15 protein-coding genes and 4 pseudogenes are annotated in these 15,967 nt (G+C 58.1%); 2 read left to right on the forward strand and 17 right to left on the reverse strand.

Features of this window, described 5'->3' with window-relative positions:
* Nucleotides 1–192 precede the first annotated feature (192 nt).
* The 12 genes and pseudogenes from kynU to AC0L8N_RS14315 all read right to left on the reverse strand — a co-directional run.
* Nucleotides 193–1,452, reverse strand: a pseudogene (gene kynU / locus AC0L8N_RS14260) (kynureninase); the annotation flags it as partial.
* Nucleotides 1,449–2,464: pseudogene (locus AC0L8N_RS14265) on the reverse strand (amidohydrolase family protein). The pseudogenes AC0L8N_RS14265 and kynU, both read right to left, overlap by 4 nt.
* A gap of 8 nt (nucleotides 2,465–2,472) precedes the next feature.
* Nucleotides 2,473–2,992, reverse strand: a pseudogene (locus AC0L8N_RS14270) (3-hydroxyanthranilate 3,4-dioxygenase).
* Between the two features lie 15 nt (nucleotides 2,993–3,007).
* Nucleotides 3,008–3,427: a RidA family protein gene (locus AC0L8N_RS14275; RefSeq protein WP_473668349.1), complete on the reverse strand. Its 420-nt coding sequence runs from the start codon at nucleotides 3,425–3,427 to the stop codon at nucleotides 3,008–3,010.
* An 86-nt stretch (nucleotides 3,428–3,513) separates the two neighbouring features.
* Nucleotides 3,514–4,326: a symmetrical bis(5'-nucleosyl)-tetraphosphatase gene (locus tag AC0L8N_RS14280; RefSeq protein ID WP_473668351.1), complete on the reverse strand. Its 813-nt coding sequence runs from the start codon at nucleotides 4,324–4,326 to the stop codon at nucleotides 3,514–3,516.
* A 23-nt stretch (nucleotides 4,327–4,349) separates the two neighbouring features.
* The gene (gene apaG, locus AC0L8N_RS14285; RefSeq protein WP_473668353.1) at nucleotides 4,350–4,736 is read right to left on the reverse strand and encodes a Co2+/Mg2+ efflux protein ApaG; all 387 of its coding nucleotides are present in this window, start codon (nucleotides 4,734–4,736) and stop codon (nucleotides 4,350–4,352) included.
* A gap of 113 nt (nucleotides 4,737–4,849) precedes the next feature.
* Nucleotides 4,850–5,620, reverse strand: coding sequence for a 16S rRNA (adenine(1518)-N(6)/adenine(1519)-N(6))-dimethyltransferase RsmA (gene rsmA, locus AC0L8N_RS14290; RefSeq protein ID WP_473668355.1), 771 nt, complete (start codon nucleotides 5,618–5,620; stop codon nucleotides 4,850–4,852).
* Nucleotides 5,621–5,622: 2 nt separating this feature from the next.
* On the reverse strand, nucleotides 5,623–6,588 hold the full coding sequence (gene pdxA, locus AC0L8N_RS14295; RefSeq protein WP_473668357.1) for a 4-hydroxythreonine-4-phosphate dehydrogenase PdxA: 966 nt from the start codon (nucleotides 6,586–6,588) through the stop codon (nucleotides 5,623–5,625).
* Nucleotides 6,589–6,637: 49 nt separating this feature from the next.
* A complete protein-coding gene (locus AC0L8N_RS14300; RefSeq protein ID WP_473668359.1) occupies nucleotides 6,638–7,066 on the reverse strand; it encodes a peptidylprolyl isomerase in 429 nt (142 codons plus the stop codon).
* A complete protein-coding gene (locus tag AC0L8N_RS14305; protein WP_473668361.1) occupies nucleotides 7,045–7,941 on the reverse strand; it encodes a peptidylprolyl isomerase in 897 nt (298 codons plus the stop codon). Before AC0L8N_RS14305 ends, AC0L8N_RS14300 begins: the two co-directional genes overlap by 22 nt.
* A gap of 48 nt (nucleotides 7,942–7,989) precedes the next feature.
* On the reverse strand, nucleotides 7,990–8,262 hold the full coding sequence (locus AC0L8N_RS14310) for a hypothetical protein (RefSeq protein ID WP_473670256.1): 273 nt from the start codon (nucleotides 8,260–8,262) through the stop codon (nucleotides 7,990–7,992).
* A 38-nt stretch (nucleotides 8,263–8,300) separates the two neighbouring features.
* A pseudogene (locus AC0L8N_RS14315) lies at nucleotides 8,301–10,363 on the reverse strand (LPS-assembly protein LptD); the annotation flags it as partial.
* Between the two features lie 4 nt (nucleotides 10,364–10,367).
* On the opposite strand from AC0L8N_RS14315, the gene AC0L8N_RS14320 reads away from it, so the two are divergent.
* Together AC0L8N_RS14320 and AC0L8N_RS14325 are read left to right on the forward strand one after the other, a co-directional pair.
* The gene (locus AC0L8N_RS14320) at nucleotides 10,368–11,381 is read left to right on the forward strand and encodes an aminoglycoside phosphotransferase family protein (protein ID WP_473668363.1); all 1,014 of its coding nucleotides are present in this window, start codon (nucleotides 10,368–10,370) and stop codon (nucleotides 11,379–11,381) included.
* Nucleotides 11,382–11,386: 5 nt separating this feature from the next.
* Complete coding sequence (locus tag AC0L8N_RS14325) at nucleotides 11,387–11,563, forward strand: nucleotidyltransferase family protein (RefSeq protein WP_473670169.1); 177 nt, start codon at nucleotides 11,387–11,389, stop codon at nucleotides 11,561–11,563.
* On the opposite strand, the gene lipB is transcribed toward AC0L8N_RS14325, so the two are convergent.
* The 5 genes from lipB to mltB all read right to left on the reverse strand — a co-directional run bounded on the left by lipB (nucleotide 11,529) and on the right by mltB (nucleotide 15,934).
* The gene (gene lipB / locus AC0L8N_RS14330; protein WP_473668365.1) at nucleotides 11,529–12,677 is read right to left on the reverse strand and encodes a lipoyl(octanoyl) transferase LipB; all 1,149 of its coding nucleotides are present in this window, start codon (nucleotides 12,675–12,677) and stop codon (nucleotides 11,529–11,531) included. The two genes, AC0L8N_RS14325 and lipB, sit on opposite strands and share 35 nt — an antisense overlap.
* Before the next feature lie 32 nt (nucleotides 12,678–12,709).
* A complete protein-coding gene (locus AC0L8N_RS14335; protein WP_473668367.1) occupies nucleotides 12,710–12,925 on the reverse strand; it encodes a YbeD family protein in 216 nt (71 codons plus the stop codon).
* On the reverse strand, nucleotides 12,922–14,133 hold the full coding sequence (locus tag AC0L8N_RS14340; RefSeq protein ID WP_473668369.1) for a serine hydrolase: 1,212 nt from the start codon (nucleotides 14,131–14,133) through the stop codon (nucleotides 12,922–12,924). The genes AC0L8N_RS14335 and AC0L8N_RS14340 overlap by 4 nt, the downstream gene beginning before the upstream one ends.
* 78 nt (nucleotides 14,134–14,211) lie before the next feature.
* Nucleotides 14,212–15,036, reverse strand: a complete 825-nt coding sequence (locus tag AC0L8N_RS14345) for a septal ring lytic transglycosylase RlpA family protein (protein WP_473668371.1) — start codon at nucleotides 15,034–15,036, stop codon at nucleotides 14,212–14,214.
* Entirely contained in the window at nucleotides 15,029–15,934 is a 906-nt protein-coding gene (gene mltB / locus AC0L8N_RS14350; protein WP_473668372.1) for a lytic murein transglycosylase B, read from the reverse strand. Before mltB ends, AC0L8N_RS14345 begins: the two co-directional genes overlap by 8 nt.
* Nucleotides 15,935–15,967: the final 33 nt, after the last annotated feature.

Here is a 15,967-nt window from a genome sequence, read left to right on the forward strand (position 1 = left end):
TTCCGCGGGCGGCCAGTGCCAGGTTGATCGAGCGGCCAGCGACCGTCTTGCTGAGCCGGGGGTCCGCCTGCCGTTCCCAGAGCACGACGTTCTGTCCACGCCGCGCGAGCATTCGATGGCAAGCAGGCTGCCACACAATCCGGCGCCGAGTATGTTGACGGTATCGTTGCTGCATTCCCCGACTGCCTGACTCAATCGTTCCGCAAATTCATAGACGTCAGCAAAGCTGTTGTACAACGGAGCCGGTGCGACCCGAATAACATCCGGTTCACGCCAGTCGGTGATGACGTTCATCGATTGCATATGCTCGTACACAGCGCGTGCGTTCAGTTGCGGATCACGCACTTGCAATGACATCTGGCAGCCGCGGGCATCGGCCGGAGTGATTGATGTTATGCGATCGCCAAACTTCGCCCGCAGGAGGTACTCCAGGTAGGCAGTCTGGCGCGCCGATTTTTGGCGCAGATTCGCAATGCCGGCTTCCTCAAAAATGGACAGTGATGCGACGACCGGCGCCAGCGACAATATTGGTGGATTGCTGAGCTGCCAGAGTTCGGCGGTGGCGGCGGGTTCAAAGGTCGGGCCCATACGAAAGCGGGATTCTTCACGGTTACCCCACCAGCCTTGCAAGGTATTCGAGGCATCGCCTCCCAGATGCTTTTCGTGCACGAAGGCACCGGCCACCGCACCCGGCCCGCCGTTCAGGTATTTGTAGCTGCACCACGCTGCAAAGTCCGGGGCCCAGTCATGGCAAGGCGAGCGGTACATTGCCGACGGCGTGCGCAAGATCCAGCCCCACCCGGCTTCCCGCCGCGCGTCCCAGCCTGACAGATTGCGCCCATGTCCAGCATCTGGCCGCTGTAGTACTGCACACCGGGCAACAGCATCAACGCCAGTTCAGAACCGTGTTGCTCGATCAGTTGTTCCAGATCTTCCAGCCACAGGCGCTGATCCTTGCGCGGCGTCCACAGCAGCAAGTCGCTGGCGGGGTCGTTGCCGTGAAAGCGCAGCTGGGATTCAGCGGCGAACCGGTCTGAGGGAAAAGCCGTTGATTCGATCAGGATTTCACGGCGACGGCCCTCGGGGCGATAAAAGCTCGCCATGAGCAAGTGCAGGTTTACCGTTAAGGTATTCATCGCGACGACTTCTTCAGCCCGGGCCCCGGTGAGCTCCGCAAAGCCGGCAGTGGGCATGGCGATGATAGGACAACCACGGTCGGCGCGCGTCGAAGTGACCTTCAACGCCGAGTGCAGCCCAGTCTGCCAGTTCTTCTTCTACGTACTGCGCGGCCCGCGCTGACTGCAGGCCTAATGAATCGCCGCAGAGATACAGCGCGCGATGACCGTTCTTGTCGGCCGGAAACCGAAACTCATTGCGAAACTGGCGTAAAGCATCGTTACTGTCGAGCGTATCGGCGCAAGCGCGATCCTCGCTGAAATTGTTGGTAGTCACGGCGTCTCGAATTGTGAGCGGGAGAGATTGAGCCAGCGCAATGCTGAATCGGCGAGCAACCAGTTGCGGGTGGTTGCATCGAGCGGCATCGATTCAATCAGTTCGCCCGGCTGGTGTTCGCCAAGCGGAAACGGGTAGTCGCTGCCGAGGGCAATGCTGTCGGCACCCATCAGGTCGATCATGTATTGCAGCATGGCCGGCTCGTGGACGAGGGAGTCTACGTAGAAGCGACCAAGGTATTCACGCGGATTGCGTTCGTTGTTGGTGGCGACGATGTCGGGTCGTACGTTGAAGCCGTGTTCCAGGCGCCCGATCAGGCCGGGAAACGCACCGCCGCCGTGCGCGAAAAGGCTACCCGCAAATTCGGCAATTTCTCGAACACACCGCCGAAAATAAGTGAGCAGATCGACAGCGCGGTTTCTGCGGGCATACCAACAAGCCACGGCATCCAGTACAAACCCATGCGGTCGCGGCCAAGCATTCGCCAGGGATGCACGAACACGGCAGCGCCCAGGTCAGCGGCGGCCTCGAGGATCGGGAAAATGCGATCGTCGTCGAGGTTCCAGCCATTCACGTGCGAACCGATCTGAATTCCAGCCAGCCCCGACTTCATACAGCGTTCAATTTCCGCAATGGCGAGATCGGCGTCCTGCATCGGTACCGTACCGAGGCCAATGAAGCGGCGAGGGTATTCAGCCACGAGGCCTGCGATGTGGTCGTTAAGAATTTTGCTGAGGTCGAGTGCATCGTGCGGCTTCGCCCAATAGCTGAACATGACCGGCACCGTAGAAAGCACCTGCACATCCACTTTGTGTGCTTCGCAGTCGCTGATGCGCGTGTGCGGGTCCCAGCAGTTGGCTTCAATATCACGAAAATGTTTGCCGTCGACCATCATTCGCGCACAGCCGGGGCCGTGGTGTTCGAGTTGCACGAAGCCGCCGTAGCCGTAGCGCTCGCGCAGGTTGGGCCAGTTCTCCGGCAGTATGTGCGTATGAATATCGATCTTGAGCATGAGGGGCTCTAGCGCTCCGGAACCGGCATCACGGTGCCACAACGTTCGCAGCTGCGGTGCTCAACAGAGCTGTAAAAGCGCTCAAACAGCGGCGGTAATTGGCCGACGATGTCACTGATATAGACAAACTCTTCATACAGTTTGTGATTGCAGTTTTCGCAGAACCACATGAAACCGTCCAGTTCGTCGGGCAGGCGTTTGCGCTCGATGACGAGTCCGACCGTGTTGGCAAAACGCTGCGGTGAGTGCGGCACGCGCGGCGGCAACAGCAATATCTCGCCTTCGCCGATAGTGATATCCACGCGCTCGCCATCCTGAATGGTTTGCAGCAGCATTTCACCTTCGAGCTGATAGAAAAACTCGGGCCCTTCATCAAAGTGAAAGTCTTTTCGGGAGTTTGGGCCGCCAACGACCATGACGATGAAGTCATTTTCTTCAAAGACCTGGTTGATTGCAGACCGGCGGCTGCAAGAGATGACGATGCTCGTCTATCCATTGCTGAAAATTAAAGGCAAAGAGTGAGCGCATCGGCAGGCTCCGGAGTCAGTCGCGGAATGCGGCAATACATTTCATTTCTATTGCGATAGGGCCCGGTAATCGACTTACCTCGACCGTAGTGCGGGTTGGCCCATCGCTGCCAAAATAAGTCGCATAGATATTGTTGTAGGCGGCGAAGTCGCGGCGTATGTCGGTCAGAAATACGGTAACGTCGACCAGGTCGGACCAGCTTGCACCGGCATCTTCGAGTACGCTGCGCACATTGGCACAAACCGCGTGAACTTGCGATTCAATGTCGTAGTCGACGACTTCGCCGTTGGCATCGAGTACGACACCAGCCACTGGTCCGCCTTGCGGCGGTCGTGGTCCGATGCCCGACAGGTACAGCAGAGAGCCACAACGGCGCGCGTGCGGATAGGCGCCCAGCGGAACGGGTGCGCGAGCCGATTTAATATTGTTCGACATACGGTCTCCTGTTCGGTCAACGATATGACGTGCAATGCAATGCGCAGTGTACGCTGCGCGGGATGCTCGCAACACCGGCACTAACTCTAGCGGCAGCGAACTTTAATGACTTCGGCAGACTGGTCGAGCCTCACGGCCGTCAGTTGTCGGCCCCAGACGCAGCCCGTATCGACAGAGATCAGCTTCTTCTCGACCATTAGACCGAGTGCTGACCAATGGCCGAAGACGATACGGGAATCGGTCCAGCGAGCCTTCGGCGCCTGGAACCAGGGAACCAGGCCTTTGCCGCCAGTGGTGGGCAGGCCTTTGTGGGTGAAGTTGAGGCGGCCGCCCGGCGATACCATGCGCATGCGGGTCAGGCTGTTGACGATGAAGCGTAGCCGGTCAGCGCCTTCCAGATTACCTGACCATTTGTCAGGCAAGTCGCCGTACATTTTTTTAAGGAAGCGGACGTAATCATCCTGGCGTAACGCGCTTTCGACTTCGGCCGCGCGTTTCATGGTTTTCTTGATGGTCCATTGCGGTGGAACACCGGCGTGGACCATCAAAGTATTCAGTTCGGGACTGTAATGCGCGAGCGGCTTGAAGCGCAGCCAGTCGAGCAGTTCGTCGCAATCGTCGGCGGCGAGGATTTTCCACATGGAGTCAAAGCGGTTGTTGGTTACCGCGATATCGTTCGCCATTGCCAGCAGGTGCAGATCGTGATTGCCGAGTACCAGCGTCACCGCATCGCCCAGCGACTTCACATAGCGCAGAGTCTTTAACGATTTGGGACCGCGGTTGACGAGGTCGCCGGTCAGCCAGATGCGGTCAGTGACCGGGTCAAAGTCAATCTTGTCGAGGAGCCTGCGGAACGGATCAAAGCATCCCTGCAGGTCACCAATTGCGTAGACCGCCAACGAACGTCCTCTTGAAGTCTGTTCTAGTGCAATACGCCTGGCACGGCCAGCGTAAAGGGTGGAATCGGGGCGTAGAAATCGGTGCCGTTGTCTGCCTTCATGCGATAGCGGCCCTGCATTGCGCCGACCGGTGTTTCGAGCACGGCGCCGCTGGAGTAGCGGAATGATTCGCCCGGGTTGAGATGCGGTTGCTCGCCAACAACGCCGTCGCCATTGACCTCCTGCACCTTGCCGTTTGCATCCGTGATTACCCAATGGCGACTGAGCAGCCGTGCAGCAACTTCGCCTTTGTTTGCGATGGTAATGGTATAGGCAAAAACATAACGGCCGATATCGGGCTCGGATTGCTCATCGACGTAGTCAGTTGCTACTTCGATGCTGATTTCACAAGATTCATTGTTGCTGATCATGGTTGCAGCGCAGTCTGTCCCGAATGTGGCGCTATTCTACATGACTACCGGGTCAGGGGTGCGACGGGTACGACGTTTGATTCGGCGATCTATCACGCCGTCGCGCGCGGCACTTACGCTGAGGCGAGAGCGTTTGCGAGCTCGATCCAGGCGGATACCGGGATCTGTTCCGGCCGTGCGCCGGGGTCGATACCCACGGCCTGCAATTCGGCTTCGCTTGCCTGCTGGCGCAGCGAGTTTCGTATCGTCTTGCGCCGCTGGCTGAACGCCTGGGCAACGAGTGCAGCGAGGGTCTTATGATCTTTGAGGTCAAACGTTCCGTCCGGCAAAGGCGCAAGCCGGACTATCGCCGACATGACCTTCGGCGGTGGCTCAAACGCCGTTGGCGGGACATCGAACAGGTGCAAAACCTGTAACGCGCAGCCGAGCATGACGGTCAAACGTCCGAAATCCCGTCCGCCGGGTTCCGCTGCCATGCGGTCCACGACTTCTTTCTGCAGCATGAAGTGCATGTCTTGAATGTGCGTTCGACATTCAAGCAAATGAAAAAGCAACGGCGTGGAAATGTTGTACGGCAGGTTGCCAACTATGCGCAGATTGTTTCCCAGCGAAGCAAAGTCGAATTTCAGCGCGTCCGCTTCGTGCACGGTCACGCGGTCGCTGTCGGCATAGCGTTGTCGTAACAGTTTCGCGAGGTCACGATCGAACTCCACAACGTGCAGGTGACCTGCAAGCCGTGCGATGGGAGTCGTAATAGCGCCTTCGCCGGGCCCGATTTCTACAACGATGTCGTCTTGCATCGGTGTAACGGCAGAGACGATATCGCCGATGACTCCGGGGTCGTGCAGAAAATGCTGGCCGAAACGTTTTTTGTGACGGTGCATGCTCAACGGGTCATGTGCAGCGCAAGTTCAACGGCCGCGACTATGCTGCCGAGGTCAGCGCGTCCGCTGCCGGCCAGATCAAGCGCGGTGCCGTGATCGACGGAGGTGCGCACAATCGGCAAGCCGAGCGTTACGTTCACCGCGTGGCCAAAGCCGGCGTACTTGAGTACGGGGAGGCCCTGATCATGGAACATTGCCAGAACTGCGTCGGCATGGCCGCCGGCGGGTGTGAACGCTGTGTCGGCAGGCAATGGTCCGCGAATGTTCATGCCGTCCGCCTTGCAGCGTTCGACGACCGGGAGTATGACGTCGCGGTCCTCGTGGCCGAGGTGACCGCCTTCACCGGCGTGCGGGTTCAAACCGCAGACGACGATTTCCGGGTTCGCAATCTGAAAGCGGGTTTGCAGATCTGCATGCAATACGCGAATTACGGCGAGCAGACGTTCCCCGGTTATGTAGGTGGGTACCTGCGACAGCGGCATATGGGTGCTGGCCAGCGCAACTCGCAATTTGTCCGCGACGAGCAACATCACCGGCATTGGCGTGCCAGTGAGTTCTGCCAGATATTCAGTGTGACCGCTGAACGGAATGCCAGCATCATTGATCACGCTCTTCTGCAGCGGTCCGGTCACGAGCCCGGAGTAGCGGCCACTTTGACAGCCCTCGACAGCCGTGCGCAGGCCGTCCAGCAAGGTTTGCGCATTGACGGGGTCGGGTGTGCCGCAGACGGCCGGGTTGGGTAACGGTTGCGGTAATACTGTCAGGCTGGAGGCGCTTGCGTCAGACGATTCACCGGCAATTACGATGTTTAACGGCAATTGCAGCATTCGCGCGCGTTCTGCAAGCAACGCCGGATCGGCGATGACGACCAGTTTCGATGCGAACGGTGTCTGTGCAAGCGCGACGCAAAGGTCCGGGCCGATGCCGGCAGGTTCGCCTGCCGTGACCGCAAGAGGGGCATCAGTCATTGTTCAGTACTCGGCTGTACAGTGCGCACGACCTCGCGCACTGCAGAAGTCAGATGCGGGTATCGACGTAAGCTTCATCGCGAATGCGTCGCAGCCATAGCTCCGACTCATTGGCGAGTTTGCTGTTACGGACGCGTTGTACGCAGTTACTTTCTTTCAAGTCTTCCGTGTTGTCGTAAGTGCGTTTGCCGATTACTTCGAGTATGTGCCAGCCAAACCGGGTGCGGAACGGTTCGGTGATTTCACCGATCTCTGCATTTTGCGCCGCCTGTTCGAACTCGGGAACAAACGTGCCCGGACCTTTCCAGCCCATGTCGCCGCCGTCCGCGGCCGAGCCAGGGTCGTCAGACATCAGTTTGGCCAGTTCCTCGAAATTTTCGCCATTGCGAATGCGCTCTGCCGCGTCTTCGAGTCGCTGTTTAGCGGTCTGATCGTCGATCAGTTCATTGGTGGATATCAGAATATGGCGAATCTGCATTTGCTCGATTTCACTTTTTTGAATCGCGCTGCGCAGTTCATTGATTTTGACCAGGTGATAACCACTGATTGCACGAATCGGTGTTCAGAGTATTCGCCAGCGCCGAGATCACCTACGACATCCGAAAACAGGGTTGGCAATTGGTCACCTTTGCGCCAGCCCAGCAGTCCACCCTCCAGACCGGTCTCGCTGTCCGAATAACGCACGGCCATTTCACCGAAGTCAGCGCCGTTCTGCAGAGCTTCATAGACTTCCTCTGCCTTGTCTTTGGCAACCGAGAATTGTTCGGCGGTTGCGGCTTCCGGTACGGAGATCAAAATGTGCGAGAGGTTGTACTCGGAGTTACCGACAACGTTGTTTTCCAGATCTGCTACACACTGTTGAATCTCGCGTGGTGCGACCGTAATACGACCGATGACATCGATTTGCCGCAGTTGTTCCAGCGTGAGTTGCTTGCGGATATCGCGGCGGTACGCGGCATAGTCGATACCGTCTGCGGCCATCACCTCGGGCAAGCGCTCGAACGGAATGCCATTTTGTTCGGCAAGTTGGGCCAGTGTGCCGTTCACCATCTGGTCTGAAATCTGTACACCGAAGCGGCTGGCACGTTGCAACTGAATCTGCTCGAGTACCAGGCGTTCCAGCACCTGCTCCTGCAATATGTCATCCGGCGGCAGAGTCAGTTGTTCCGCTGCGGCGCGCTGCCGTATAGCGGCGGTTTGCTGCTGCAATTCGCTCTTCAGTACCACGCCTTCATTCACAACGGCAGCGATGCCATCCAGCATTTCGCCGGACTCTGAGAGCGGCTCCGCCGCACCAGCGGTTGCGCCGGACAGCAAGATCAGGGATGCAGTTAAGCAATTGAATTTCAACATAAAAATAGTCTTAGCAGGATGTTTTTAGAAGCGCTCGTAAGGGGCTTGTCAGCGCAGGTCTGGCTCGTAGCCAAGAATACCACGTTCGAGTAGCTTGTCCGCGGCCGTGCCTAAACTGGTCATGCCTTTCAGTACCAGTTGCAGACCAATGGAAGAATCCTGGGTTCCGTCGCGAGTGGAAATATGCCGTCGCGAGACCAGCCTGAGGCCCCAGCAACAGCTCTCGAATTCGAGACCGTAGAATTGTTCCAGCGCTTTGTCGTCGCGCAGCGAGTAATGGTACAGCGGCCGACGAAACGCCAGCGCTCCGACAGAGGCCACGACCAGGAAATATCGCCCTGTTCGAGAGAGTCACGGCGAAAGCGGTAGGAGAGATTGACAATGCGGTCACTGGCTGGCCGGTACTGAAGCCGCGCTTCGGATTGTGTCGTTGCGTCCTGACCCTTGCCCCACTGGTGACCGACGTCAAAATTCAGGCTGTCATGCAGCAGGAAGCGCATCTCGGCGATGTAGTCCGACGAGGCGGTGGCGTCGATCGTCTGGTTAGGCAGTCGTACGCCTTGCGAGCTGAGAAACCGGGCCTGACCTATGGTGGCGGAAATCAGTTCCTTGCCACTGCTCGTATTCAGTATTCGCGACGTCACGCCGATGCTGAGCTGGTCCGTGTCGGCCACGCGATCGGCGCCGAGAAACCGGTTGGGCCGGTAGAGCTGCACCAGGTTCAGGTCGGGCGTGATTGTGTCGAATACGGCAAGTGATCCTGATCACGGTAGGGGATATGCACGTACAGCATGCGTGGTTCCAGTGTCTGGATCAGATTGCCGCCGCTCTTTACCTGCCGCTCCAGAATAATGCCGGTATCGATACTGGCAATTGGCAATGTTCGGTTCGCGTTGTTGGGTTGACCGGGCTCCGTGTTGTCGAGTTCGTAGCTGGTGTGTCGCACCGCGAGCGACGGGTTTACAAACCACCCCGAACGTTCGACCGGCCACTCGACCTGCGGCGTTGCATCGAGTCGCCAGCCGGTTACACCAACATCACGATCAAAGTAAACGAGCTCACTGTCCAGGCTGTAACGAAAGCCAAGTGGCTGATCTGGCCACAAGCCTTGCACGCGCATTTGCGGCAAGCGCTGATAAGGTTCGTCATCGGCGGCGATAGCGTCGTCGATCGTCTGGTAGTCCTGCACGCGGCCGAGGAAGGACCAGTTCTCGCCGTAATAATCAAAACTGAATGATCGGTTGAGGTGAGTAATGCTTGAAGCGCTCAAGCTACCGCCGAGGTCCTCGAAGAATTGGCTGTCGGAGGTTTGCCGGAAGTCGATGCGGTTGCGCCAGCCGTTCGCGAACCGGGACCTGTTCTGGTAGGAGAGCAGATGCCGACTGTCATTGAACAGGGCGTCGTCAGCGAGGTATTCAACTTGCAGCATGCCTTCATGACGTTCGGTCAGATACCGAAATTCATTGCCCAACTGCACGCCACGGTCGGTCAACAATCGCGGCGTCAATGTTGCATCGTAATTATTGGAAATATTCCAATACCAGGGCAGGCTGATCTCATTACCACTTCGTCCCGCACTGCCTATTTCCGGTGTTAACAAACCCGTCTTGCGTGCATCGCCGAGCGGAAACGACAACCACGGTGTGTACAGAATCGGGATCCCCTGGAATCGCAACTTGACGTCACGCGCTGTGCCGACGCCGGTGCTGGAATCCAAATCAATGTCAGCTGCCTGCAACAGCCAGTCGTTGGAGCCCGGTGGACAGGTCGTGTAACTGACCTCATCCAGACTCAGGGTGCCGTCCTGACTGATAGCGATTTTGTCTGCCGCACCCCTGGAGCCACTCAGGCCCAGCTGAAATTCGGCACCGTTGAATATGATCTGGCCGCCGGCGTAGGAAAACACGGCCGAGTCACTGCTGATTCGGGTGGTCGGGTCGAGGTACTCAACGTTGCCATCGAGCAGCAATGCCAGACTGTCAGGGTCGTATACCGCGGTGTCCGCCCCGGCACTGCGATTGCCGTTGGTGATGCGCATGCCGCCGCTCATGGACGCCTGCGGCCGATCGCCGAAGGTGGCGTCGATCTCGCCCGCTTCAATAACGAGTGTTTCTTCGTCCAGCACCGGGCCCTCGGCAGCTTGCAATGCCTGCCGCCCGTCAGTGGGCACGTTGCAGGCAGGTGCTTGCTGAGCAATGCCCGTGACAGGCATCAGCAGCAGGGCTACAGCGGAGAGTGGTGAATATTTCAACAAGAGTCGGCAGCTTTCGTATGCGTGGCCAGTCGCGCTAATCGCGAACCGGGACAATATGTTACGCATAAAATATGTCAACCGGTATGGCGATTTGATACCTTCGCTCTGGCTTTCCCGCCTGCGCCATGCGAGAACAGCGGAAGTTTGAAGCCGCCAAATTGAGGTCATAGTGTTGCCCGAGGAAACAGATACACGCCGAGAAGAGCTGTTGCGCTGGCTGCAGCACGACGCCGGAATTGCAGTCGATCGGCTAACTTCGGCATCCGCTGACGCGAGTTTTCGTCGGTATTTTAGGGTTCGCAGTGGCGACCAATGCTTTATCGCGATGGATGCGCCACCCGAGCTGGAAGACAGCGAACCGTTCGTACGCATTGCGGCATGGCTTGCCGATATAGGCCTGAACAGCCCGCGAGTGCTGGCTCAAAATCTTGAGAACGGCTTTCTGCTGCTGACGGATTTGGGCGACAGGCAATTCCTGCACACGCTGACCAGTGCACCGCACCGCGCCGCGGATCTCTATCAAGATGCGATGCGTGCGCTGGATACACTGCAGGATCAGGGCGTCAGTTATCAGGCTCGCTTGCCGGTGTTCAATTCGGCTTTGCTGGGCGACGAGATGGCGCTGTTTCGCGACTGGCTGTGCACTACCCATTTGCAATTGACTCTTACTGCCATCGATGAAGATTGCTGGAATGACACCTGTAATTTTCTGATCGAGTCCGCGCTTGCGCAGCCGCGCGTGTTCGTGCATCGCGACTATCACTCGCGCAATCTGATGCATTGCGAGGATGGCAATCCGGGGGTGCTCGATTTTCAGGATGCGGTAAATGGCCCGTTGACCTACGACCTCGTGTCACTGCTGAAAGATTGCTACGTACGTCGGCCGGTCGCTGAAGTTGAAAAGCACGCTGTTTTATTTTACGGCCTGGTGCGCGATCGTTTGCCGACAGCGTTTGATGAGGTGGCGTTCATGCGTGCCTTCGAATTAATGGGTGTGCAAAGACACCTGAAAGCGGCGGGCATCTTCGCCCGGCTCCATCACCGTGACCAGAAACCCGCTTATCTTGCGGATATCCCGTTGACCCTTGCCTACATTACTGAGGTGGCTGGCCGATACGCGGAGCTGGGTTTTCTGCACGAACTCGTGCGTGACCGTTGTCTGCCGGCCTTGCAGGTTGCCGCTTGAGAGCGATGCTGTTGGCTGCCGGGCGCGGCGAACGCTTGCGACCTCTAACCGATACGTTGCCGAAAGCACTCGTCGAAGTGAATGGCGAGAGCCTGTTGGAGCGGCACTTGCGGCAGTTGTCAGTCGCGGGTGTCAGCAACGTCGTGATTAACACCGGCTGGCTCGGTGCACGCAATTGTTGAACGTATTGGCAGTGGTCGACGGTACGGATTGCAGGTGGCATACAGTCCTGAGTACGAGCGTTTGCTGGAAACCGGCGGTGGCGTCTACCGCGCGTTGCCGTTGCTGGGCGCTGACCCGTTTTGGGTCGTCAATGCGGATATCGTTTGCGACCGGCCTTTTGCAGTGCCGGTACTGCCGGACGATGTCGATGCTCACGTAATACTGGTACCGAACCCTGACTATCGCGTTAACGGCGACTTTACTCTCGAAGCGGGCTGTGTGCGCAATGGCTCCGACCGGCCTTATACCTTCAGCGGCATCGCCTGTTATCGACCACGATTCTTTGCTGGCTGCACGCCAGGTCGATTCGGGCTTGCGCCGATGCTGCAGCAAGCCGCAGATACAGGTCGCCTGAGCGGCGAAGTCTACGAGGGCTTGTGGGCGGACGTTGGTACGCCGGAACGCCTGGCGACGCTGAACAAACGACTTCAGGCGGCTGGCAGTGACGACGCGTAATTCAGTGGCCGGTCGCCAAATACCGAGCTCGGCCAGCAAATGTTGCAACATGCGCGATTCCAGTTCCGCATATGGGGTGGTGACGCCTAGTTCACGCAAATTGACCAGCTCGAGACCCTGATAGCCGCAGGGATTCGATCCGTGAAAACGGCTCGAGATCGGCGTCGACATTGAGTGCCATGCCGTGATAACTGGCTCCGCGGCGTATCCGCAAGCCGACACTAGCCAGTTTTTTGACCGACGTAAAACGCCAGGGGCGTTCGCGCGGCATTCGGCATCGATGGCAAAGTCGGCGGCAAGGCGGATGACGGCGCGTTCCAAAGCGGTGACCAGCGGGCGAACACCGATGCCGGCGCGCCGGATATCCAGCAGTGGGTAGATCATCATCTGGCCGGGTCCGTGGTAGGTCACCTGGCCGCCCCGATCAATTTGCACCACCGGAATATCACCGGGTGCCAACAGGCGTTCGCGGCTGGCATTCAGGCCGAGCGTGAAAACCGGCGGGTGTTCCGTGAACCAGATTTCGTCGGGTGTAGCGGCAGTGCGAATGTTGGTCAACGTCTGCATGGCACGCCACAACGGTTCATAAGCTTGTTGTCCCAGTGACCGGATGGTCATGGTCTGGGCATTTTTCGAGTTGGCGACCGCGCTCACAGCGCTACAAGGACGTCATCGTGAGCGCTGAGATCGACGTATATTGCGTCGAGTTGCGCCTGACTTTCCGCGTCAATGGTTATCGTTACCGAAACAAAGCGACCGTTGCGGCTCGGTGAGGTGCGAATGGCATCGTCACCGACCGGACCGGCATGCTGTTCGACAATTCGTCGCGCGGTAGCCTGGAAGTCGTCATTGTCCCGGCCCATCATTTTGATGGGAAATTCGCAGGGAAACTCCAGCAGTGATGGGTTCTCGTCTGTCGCTTCGGTGCCTGCCTTATTCGAACCACAGCTGCACGCTGTCGCTCGCACGTTGCCAGATTGAACCAGTCGGGTTTTCTTCCAGTGCCCGTAATGGTTCCGTCATCAGAGGCCGTGCCGTTCAGACTGATTTGCAACTCAGCGACCGGCTGGCCCTGCGCTATTGGTGCGACGAGCAAGCTGGGAATATTCAGAACCGATTCCAGTTTGTCGTAGCTGCCGCGCGGTACTGTGATGTAGAGGTCTTCGGATACGCCGAGTTTCGAGAACTCATTTGCCGATTTCCAAACGCGGGCCGAGGTGACTTCAGTACCTGCTTCGTACAGCAAGCGGGTTTCGAAGAAGCGGAAGCCGTAGTTCAACAATGCCTGGCTGCCATCGACCCGGGCTTTCGCGCTGGCGGTGCCCATTACGGCTGCGACGATGCGCATACCGTCACGCACAGCTGAGGACACCAGACAATAACCGGCATCATCAGTGTGTCCGGTCTTCATGCCGTCGACACTCTCGTCACGCCACAACAGCGAGTTGCGATTACTTTGCGTGATGTCGTTGAACGTGAATTCCCGCACAGAGTACCAGCGGTAATATTCAGGAAATTCGCGAACCACGGCGCGTGCCAGCGTGGCCATGTCGCGCGCTGTCGTATAGTGACCTTCATCTGGCAAGCCAGTGGCATTCTTGAACTGCGTACCGCGCATCTTGAGCTGGGCTGCGTAGCGGTTCATAACTTCGGCGAAGACGGCTTCAGTACCCGCAACGTGTTCGGCCAGTGCGACACTTGCGTCGTTGCCCGATTGGACGATCATGCCGAGCAGGAGGTCTTCAACCGAGACCCGCTTGCCGACCTCAATGAACATGCGCGAACCCTGCGTTCGCCAGGCTTTTTCGCTGACAGTGACCTGATCGTCGAGGCGCAACTGGTTTTCCTGCAGAGCGCGGAATACCGCGTAGCCGGTCATCAGCTTGGTAAGACTCGCGGGTGCAAGCCGCTCGTCCGGGTTCAGCGACGCAATGACACTGCCGGTTTCGCTGTCGACGACGTGGTAACTCTTGGCGCCTATGACGGGCGGCGAGGGCACCGGTAGCTCTGCCGCACTCAGTGGAAGGGCAATAAGCAGGGAGAGGCTGAGCAGAATCTTGGAGAGAACGGGCATAGTATCGGTCGCGGATAGCTAAAAGCCGCTTATTGTAACGTCACTTGCTCGCTTGGGACACGGCTGTGTGAGGTTCGTTCATTCCGTGACGATGTGCGAGTCCGAAATTCCCAGGCGTTGCAGTTGAGCGACCACGGAATCGTAGTGGTCAACGCCATCAATCGGGCCGATCCGAACCCGGTACAGTGCCGGGTCACCGGCCTCATCGCGATGTACAAAGGCGTTGGCGATACCCTGACCGTTCAGCATTCGGTAGCGTCGCTCGGCATTGCCGCGCTCGCCAAAGGCACCGACCTGCACGTAGACCTTGCTCGCGTTGTTGGTTGCCGGCCGCTCAGCAGCTTCGGTGGAAGCGCTCAGTTGTCGTGCTGGTGCGTCAAAACTGATTGCGGTCACTTCGACGAGGCTGGTGCCGTCGTTCACCATGTCCAGGCGTCGCGCTGCTGCGTACGACAGGTCGATGATCCGGTTATCGACGAACGGGCCACGGTCATTGACCCGGACGACCACCGTCTTGTTGTTCTTAAGGTTCCGAACTTTGACGTAGGTTGGCAGCGGCAACGACTTGTGGGCCGCCGTCAGCTGATGCATGTCGTAGGGCTCCTGGCTGGAGGTCAGTCGTCCGTGAAACTTGCTGCCGTACCACGAAGCAACACCGCGCTCTTTGTAACCGTGGCTGCTGGCCAGAACCTGATACGGTTGGCCGTAGACCTCGTAGATCGGGCCATTGCCGTAACGGCTTGCGGGTTCCGCACGGGGCACAGGGTCGCTGGGCAGCGTCCGCGGGATATTTGACCCGGCGCGGGGACCGCTGTCGGTGTCAGGCCGAGCGTCAGGTCGAACGGCACACGCGCTCAGCGCACTGAGCAGCAGCAACGCCCCGAGCTTACGCCAGTCAGTCATCGGTATTGTGCACTTCAAGTGCAATTTCCTGTCCCAGCTGGTGTACCGCGAGTGCGTACATCACGCTGCGGTTGTAACGGGTAATGACGAAGAAGTTGTGGAAACCGACCCAATACTCGTCACCGTTGTCGCCGTCCAGTTTCAGCAGTGCGCTGCTCGCCGCATCGTCCAGTGTCGTTGCAAATTGCACGCCGTTCTTTTTAAGGGAGGCGACCGTGTCCGTGGTTTTCAGGGAATTGTCGGGCTCGGCGCCGTTCCAGGTATCGGCCAATGTTGCACGGGCTACGACGTCTTCCTGCGGCTGCCATTTATGCCGTACAAAGTAATTTGCGACGCTGCCAATGACGTCCGTCCAGTTTGACCAGATATCGCGTTTGCCATCGTCACTGGCATCAACGGCGTACTCGCGAAAACTGCTGGGCATGAACTGCGGGGCGCCCATGGCACCTGCATAAGAGCCGGTCGCGTCGTTGACATCCATACCTTCTTCGCGCACCAGCAACAGAAACTGTTGCAGTTCGCGGCGGAAGAATTTTGCACGGGGAGGGTAATCGAACGCCAGCGTGGAGAGCGAGTCCACCACCCGGTAATTGCCGGTGATGCGGCCGTAAAAGGTTTCCACACCGATAATGCCAACCAGTATTTCTATCGATACACCGGTATCCGCGCTAATGCGCTGCAAAGTGGTTTCGTGCTCGCGCCAGAAATCGGCGCCTGCCTGTATACGTTTCGGGGTCATGAAGATCTTGCGGTAGTCACCCCAGGTGAACGTACGTTCCGCCGGGCGACTGATGGCTTCGATGATCGCGCTCTTTGACTCTGCACCGGCGAGGACCTTGATCAGTGTCGTCCGGTCGTAGTCATACTCCGTAACCATCTCGTCGATAAACTCGCGCACATCAGCGCGTTCGGTATCTATGGCTAGAACGGC

The organism is Woeseia sp. D3-10 (assembly GCF_055809415.1).

Coding starts and splice junctions, on each gene's coding strand:
- AC0L8N_RS14335 (WP_473668367.1), bottom strand. CDS start 12,925: ATGATGGGCCGGGACAATGACGACTTCCAGGCTACCGCGCGACGAATT.
- AC0L8N_RS14275 (WP_473668349.1), bottom strand. CDS start 3,427: ATGTCGAACAATATTAAATCGGCTCGCGCACCCGTTCCGCTGGGCGCC.
- AC0L8N_RS14305 (WP_473668361.1), bottom strand. CDS start 7,941: ATGTTGAAATTCAATTGCTTAACTGCATCCCTGATCTTGCTGTCCGGC.
- AC0L8N_RS14345 (WP_473668371.1), bottom strand. CDS start 15,036: ATGACTGACTGGCGTAAGCTCGGGGCGTTGCTGCTGCTCAGTGCGCTG.
- rsmA (WP_473668355.1), bottom strand. CDS start 5,620: ATGCACCGTCACAAAAAACGTTTCGGCCAGCATTTTCTGCACGACCCC.
- AC0L8N_RS14300 (WP_473668359.1), bottom strand. CDS start 7,066: ATGCAGATTCGCCATATTCTGATATCCACCAATGAACTGATCGACGAT.
- AC0L8N_RS14340 (WP_473668369.1), bottom strand. CDS start 14,133: ATGCCCGTTCTCTCCAAGATTCTGCTCAGCCTCTCCCTGCTTATTGCC.
- apaG (WP_473668353.1), bottom strand. CDS start 4,736: ATGATCAGCAACAATGAATCTTGTGAAATCAGCATCGAAGTAGCAACT.
- pdxA (WP_473668357.1), bottom strand. CDS start 6,588: ATGACTGATGCCCCTCTTGCGGTCACGGCAGGCGAACCTGCCGGCATC.
- AC0L8N_RS14325 (WP_473670169.1), top strand. CDS start 11,387: ATGCTGTTGGCTGCCGGGCGCGGCGAACGCTTGCGACCTCTAACCGAT.
- lipB (WP_473668365.1), bottom strand. CDS start 12,677: ATGACCATCCGGTCACTGGGACAACAAGCTTATGAACCGTTGTGGCGT.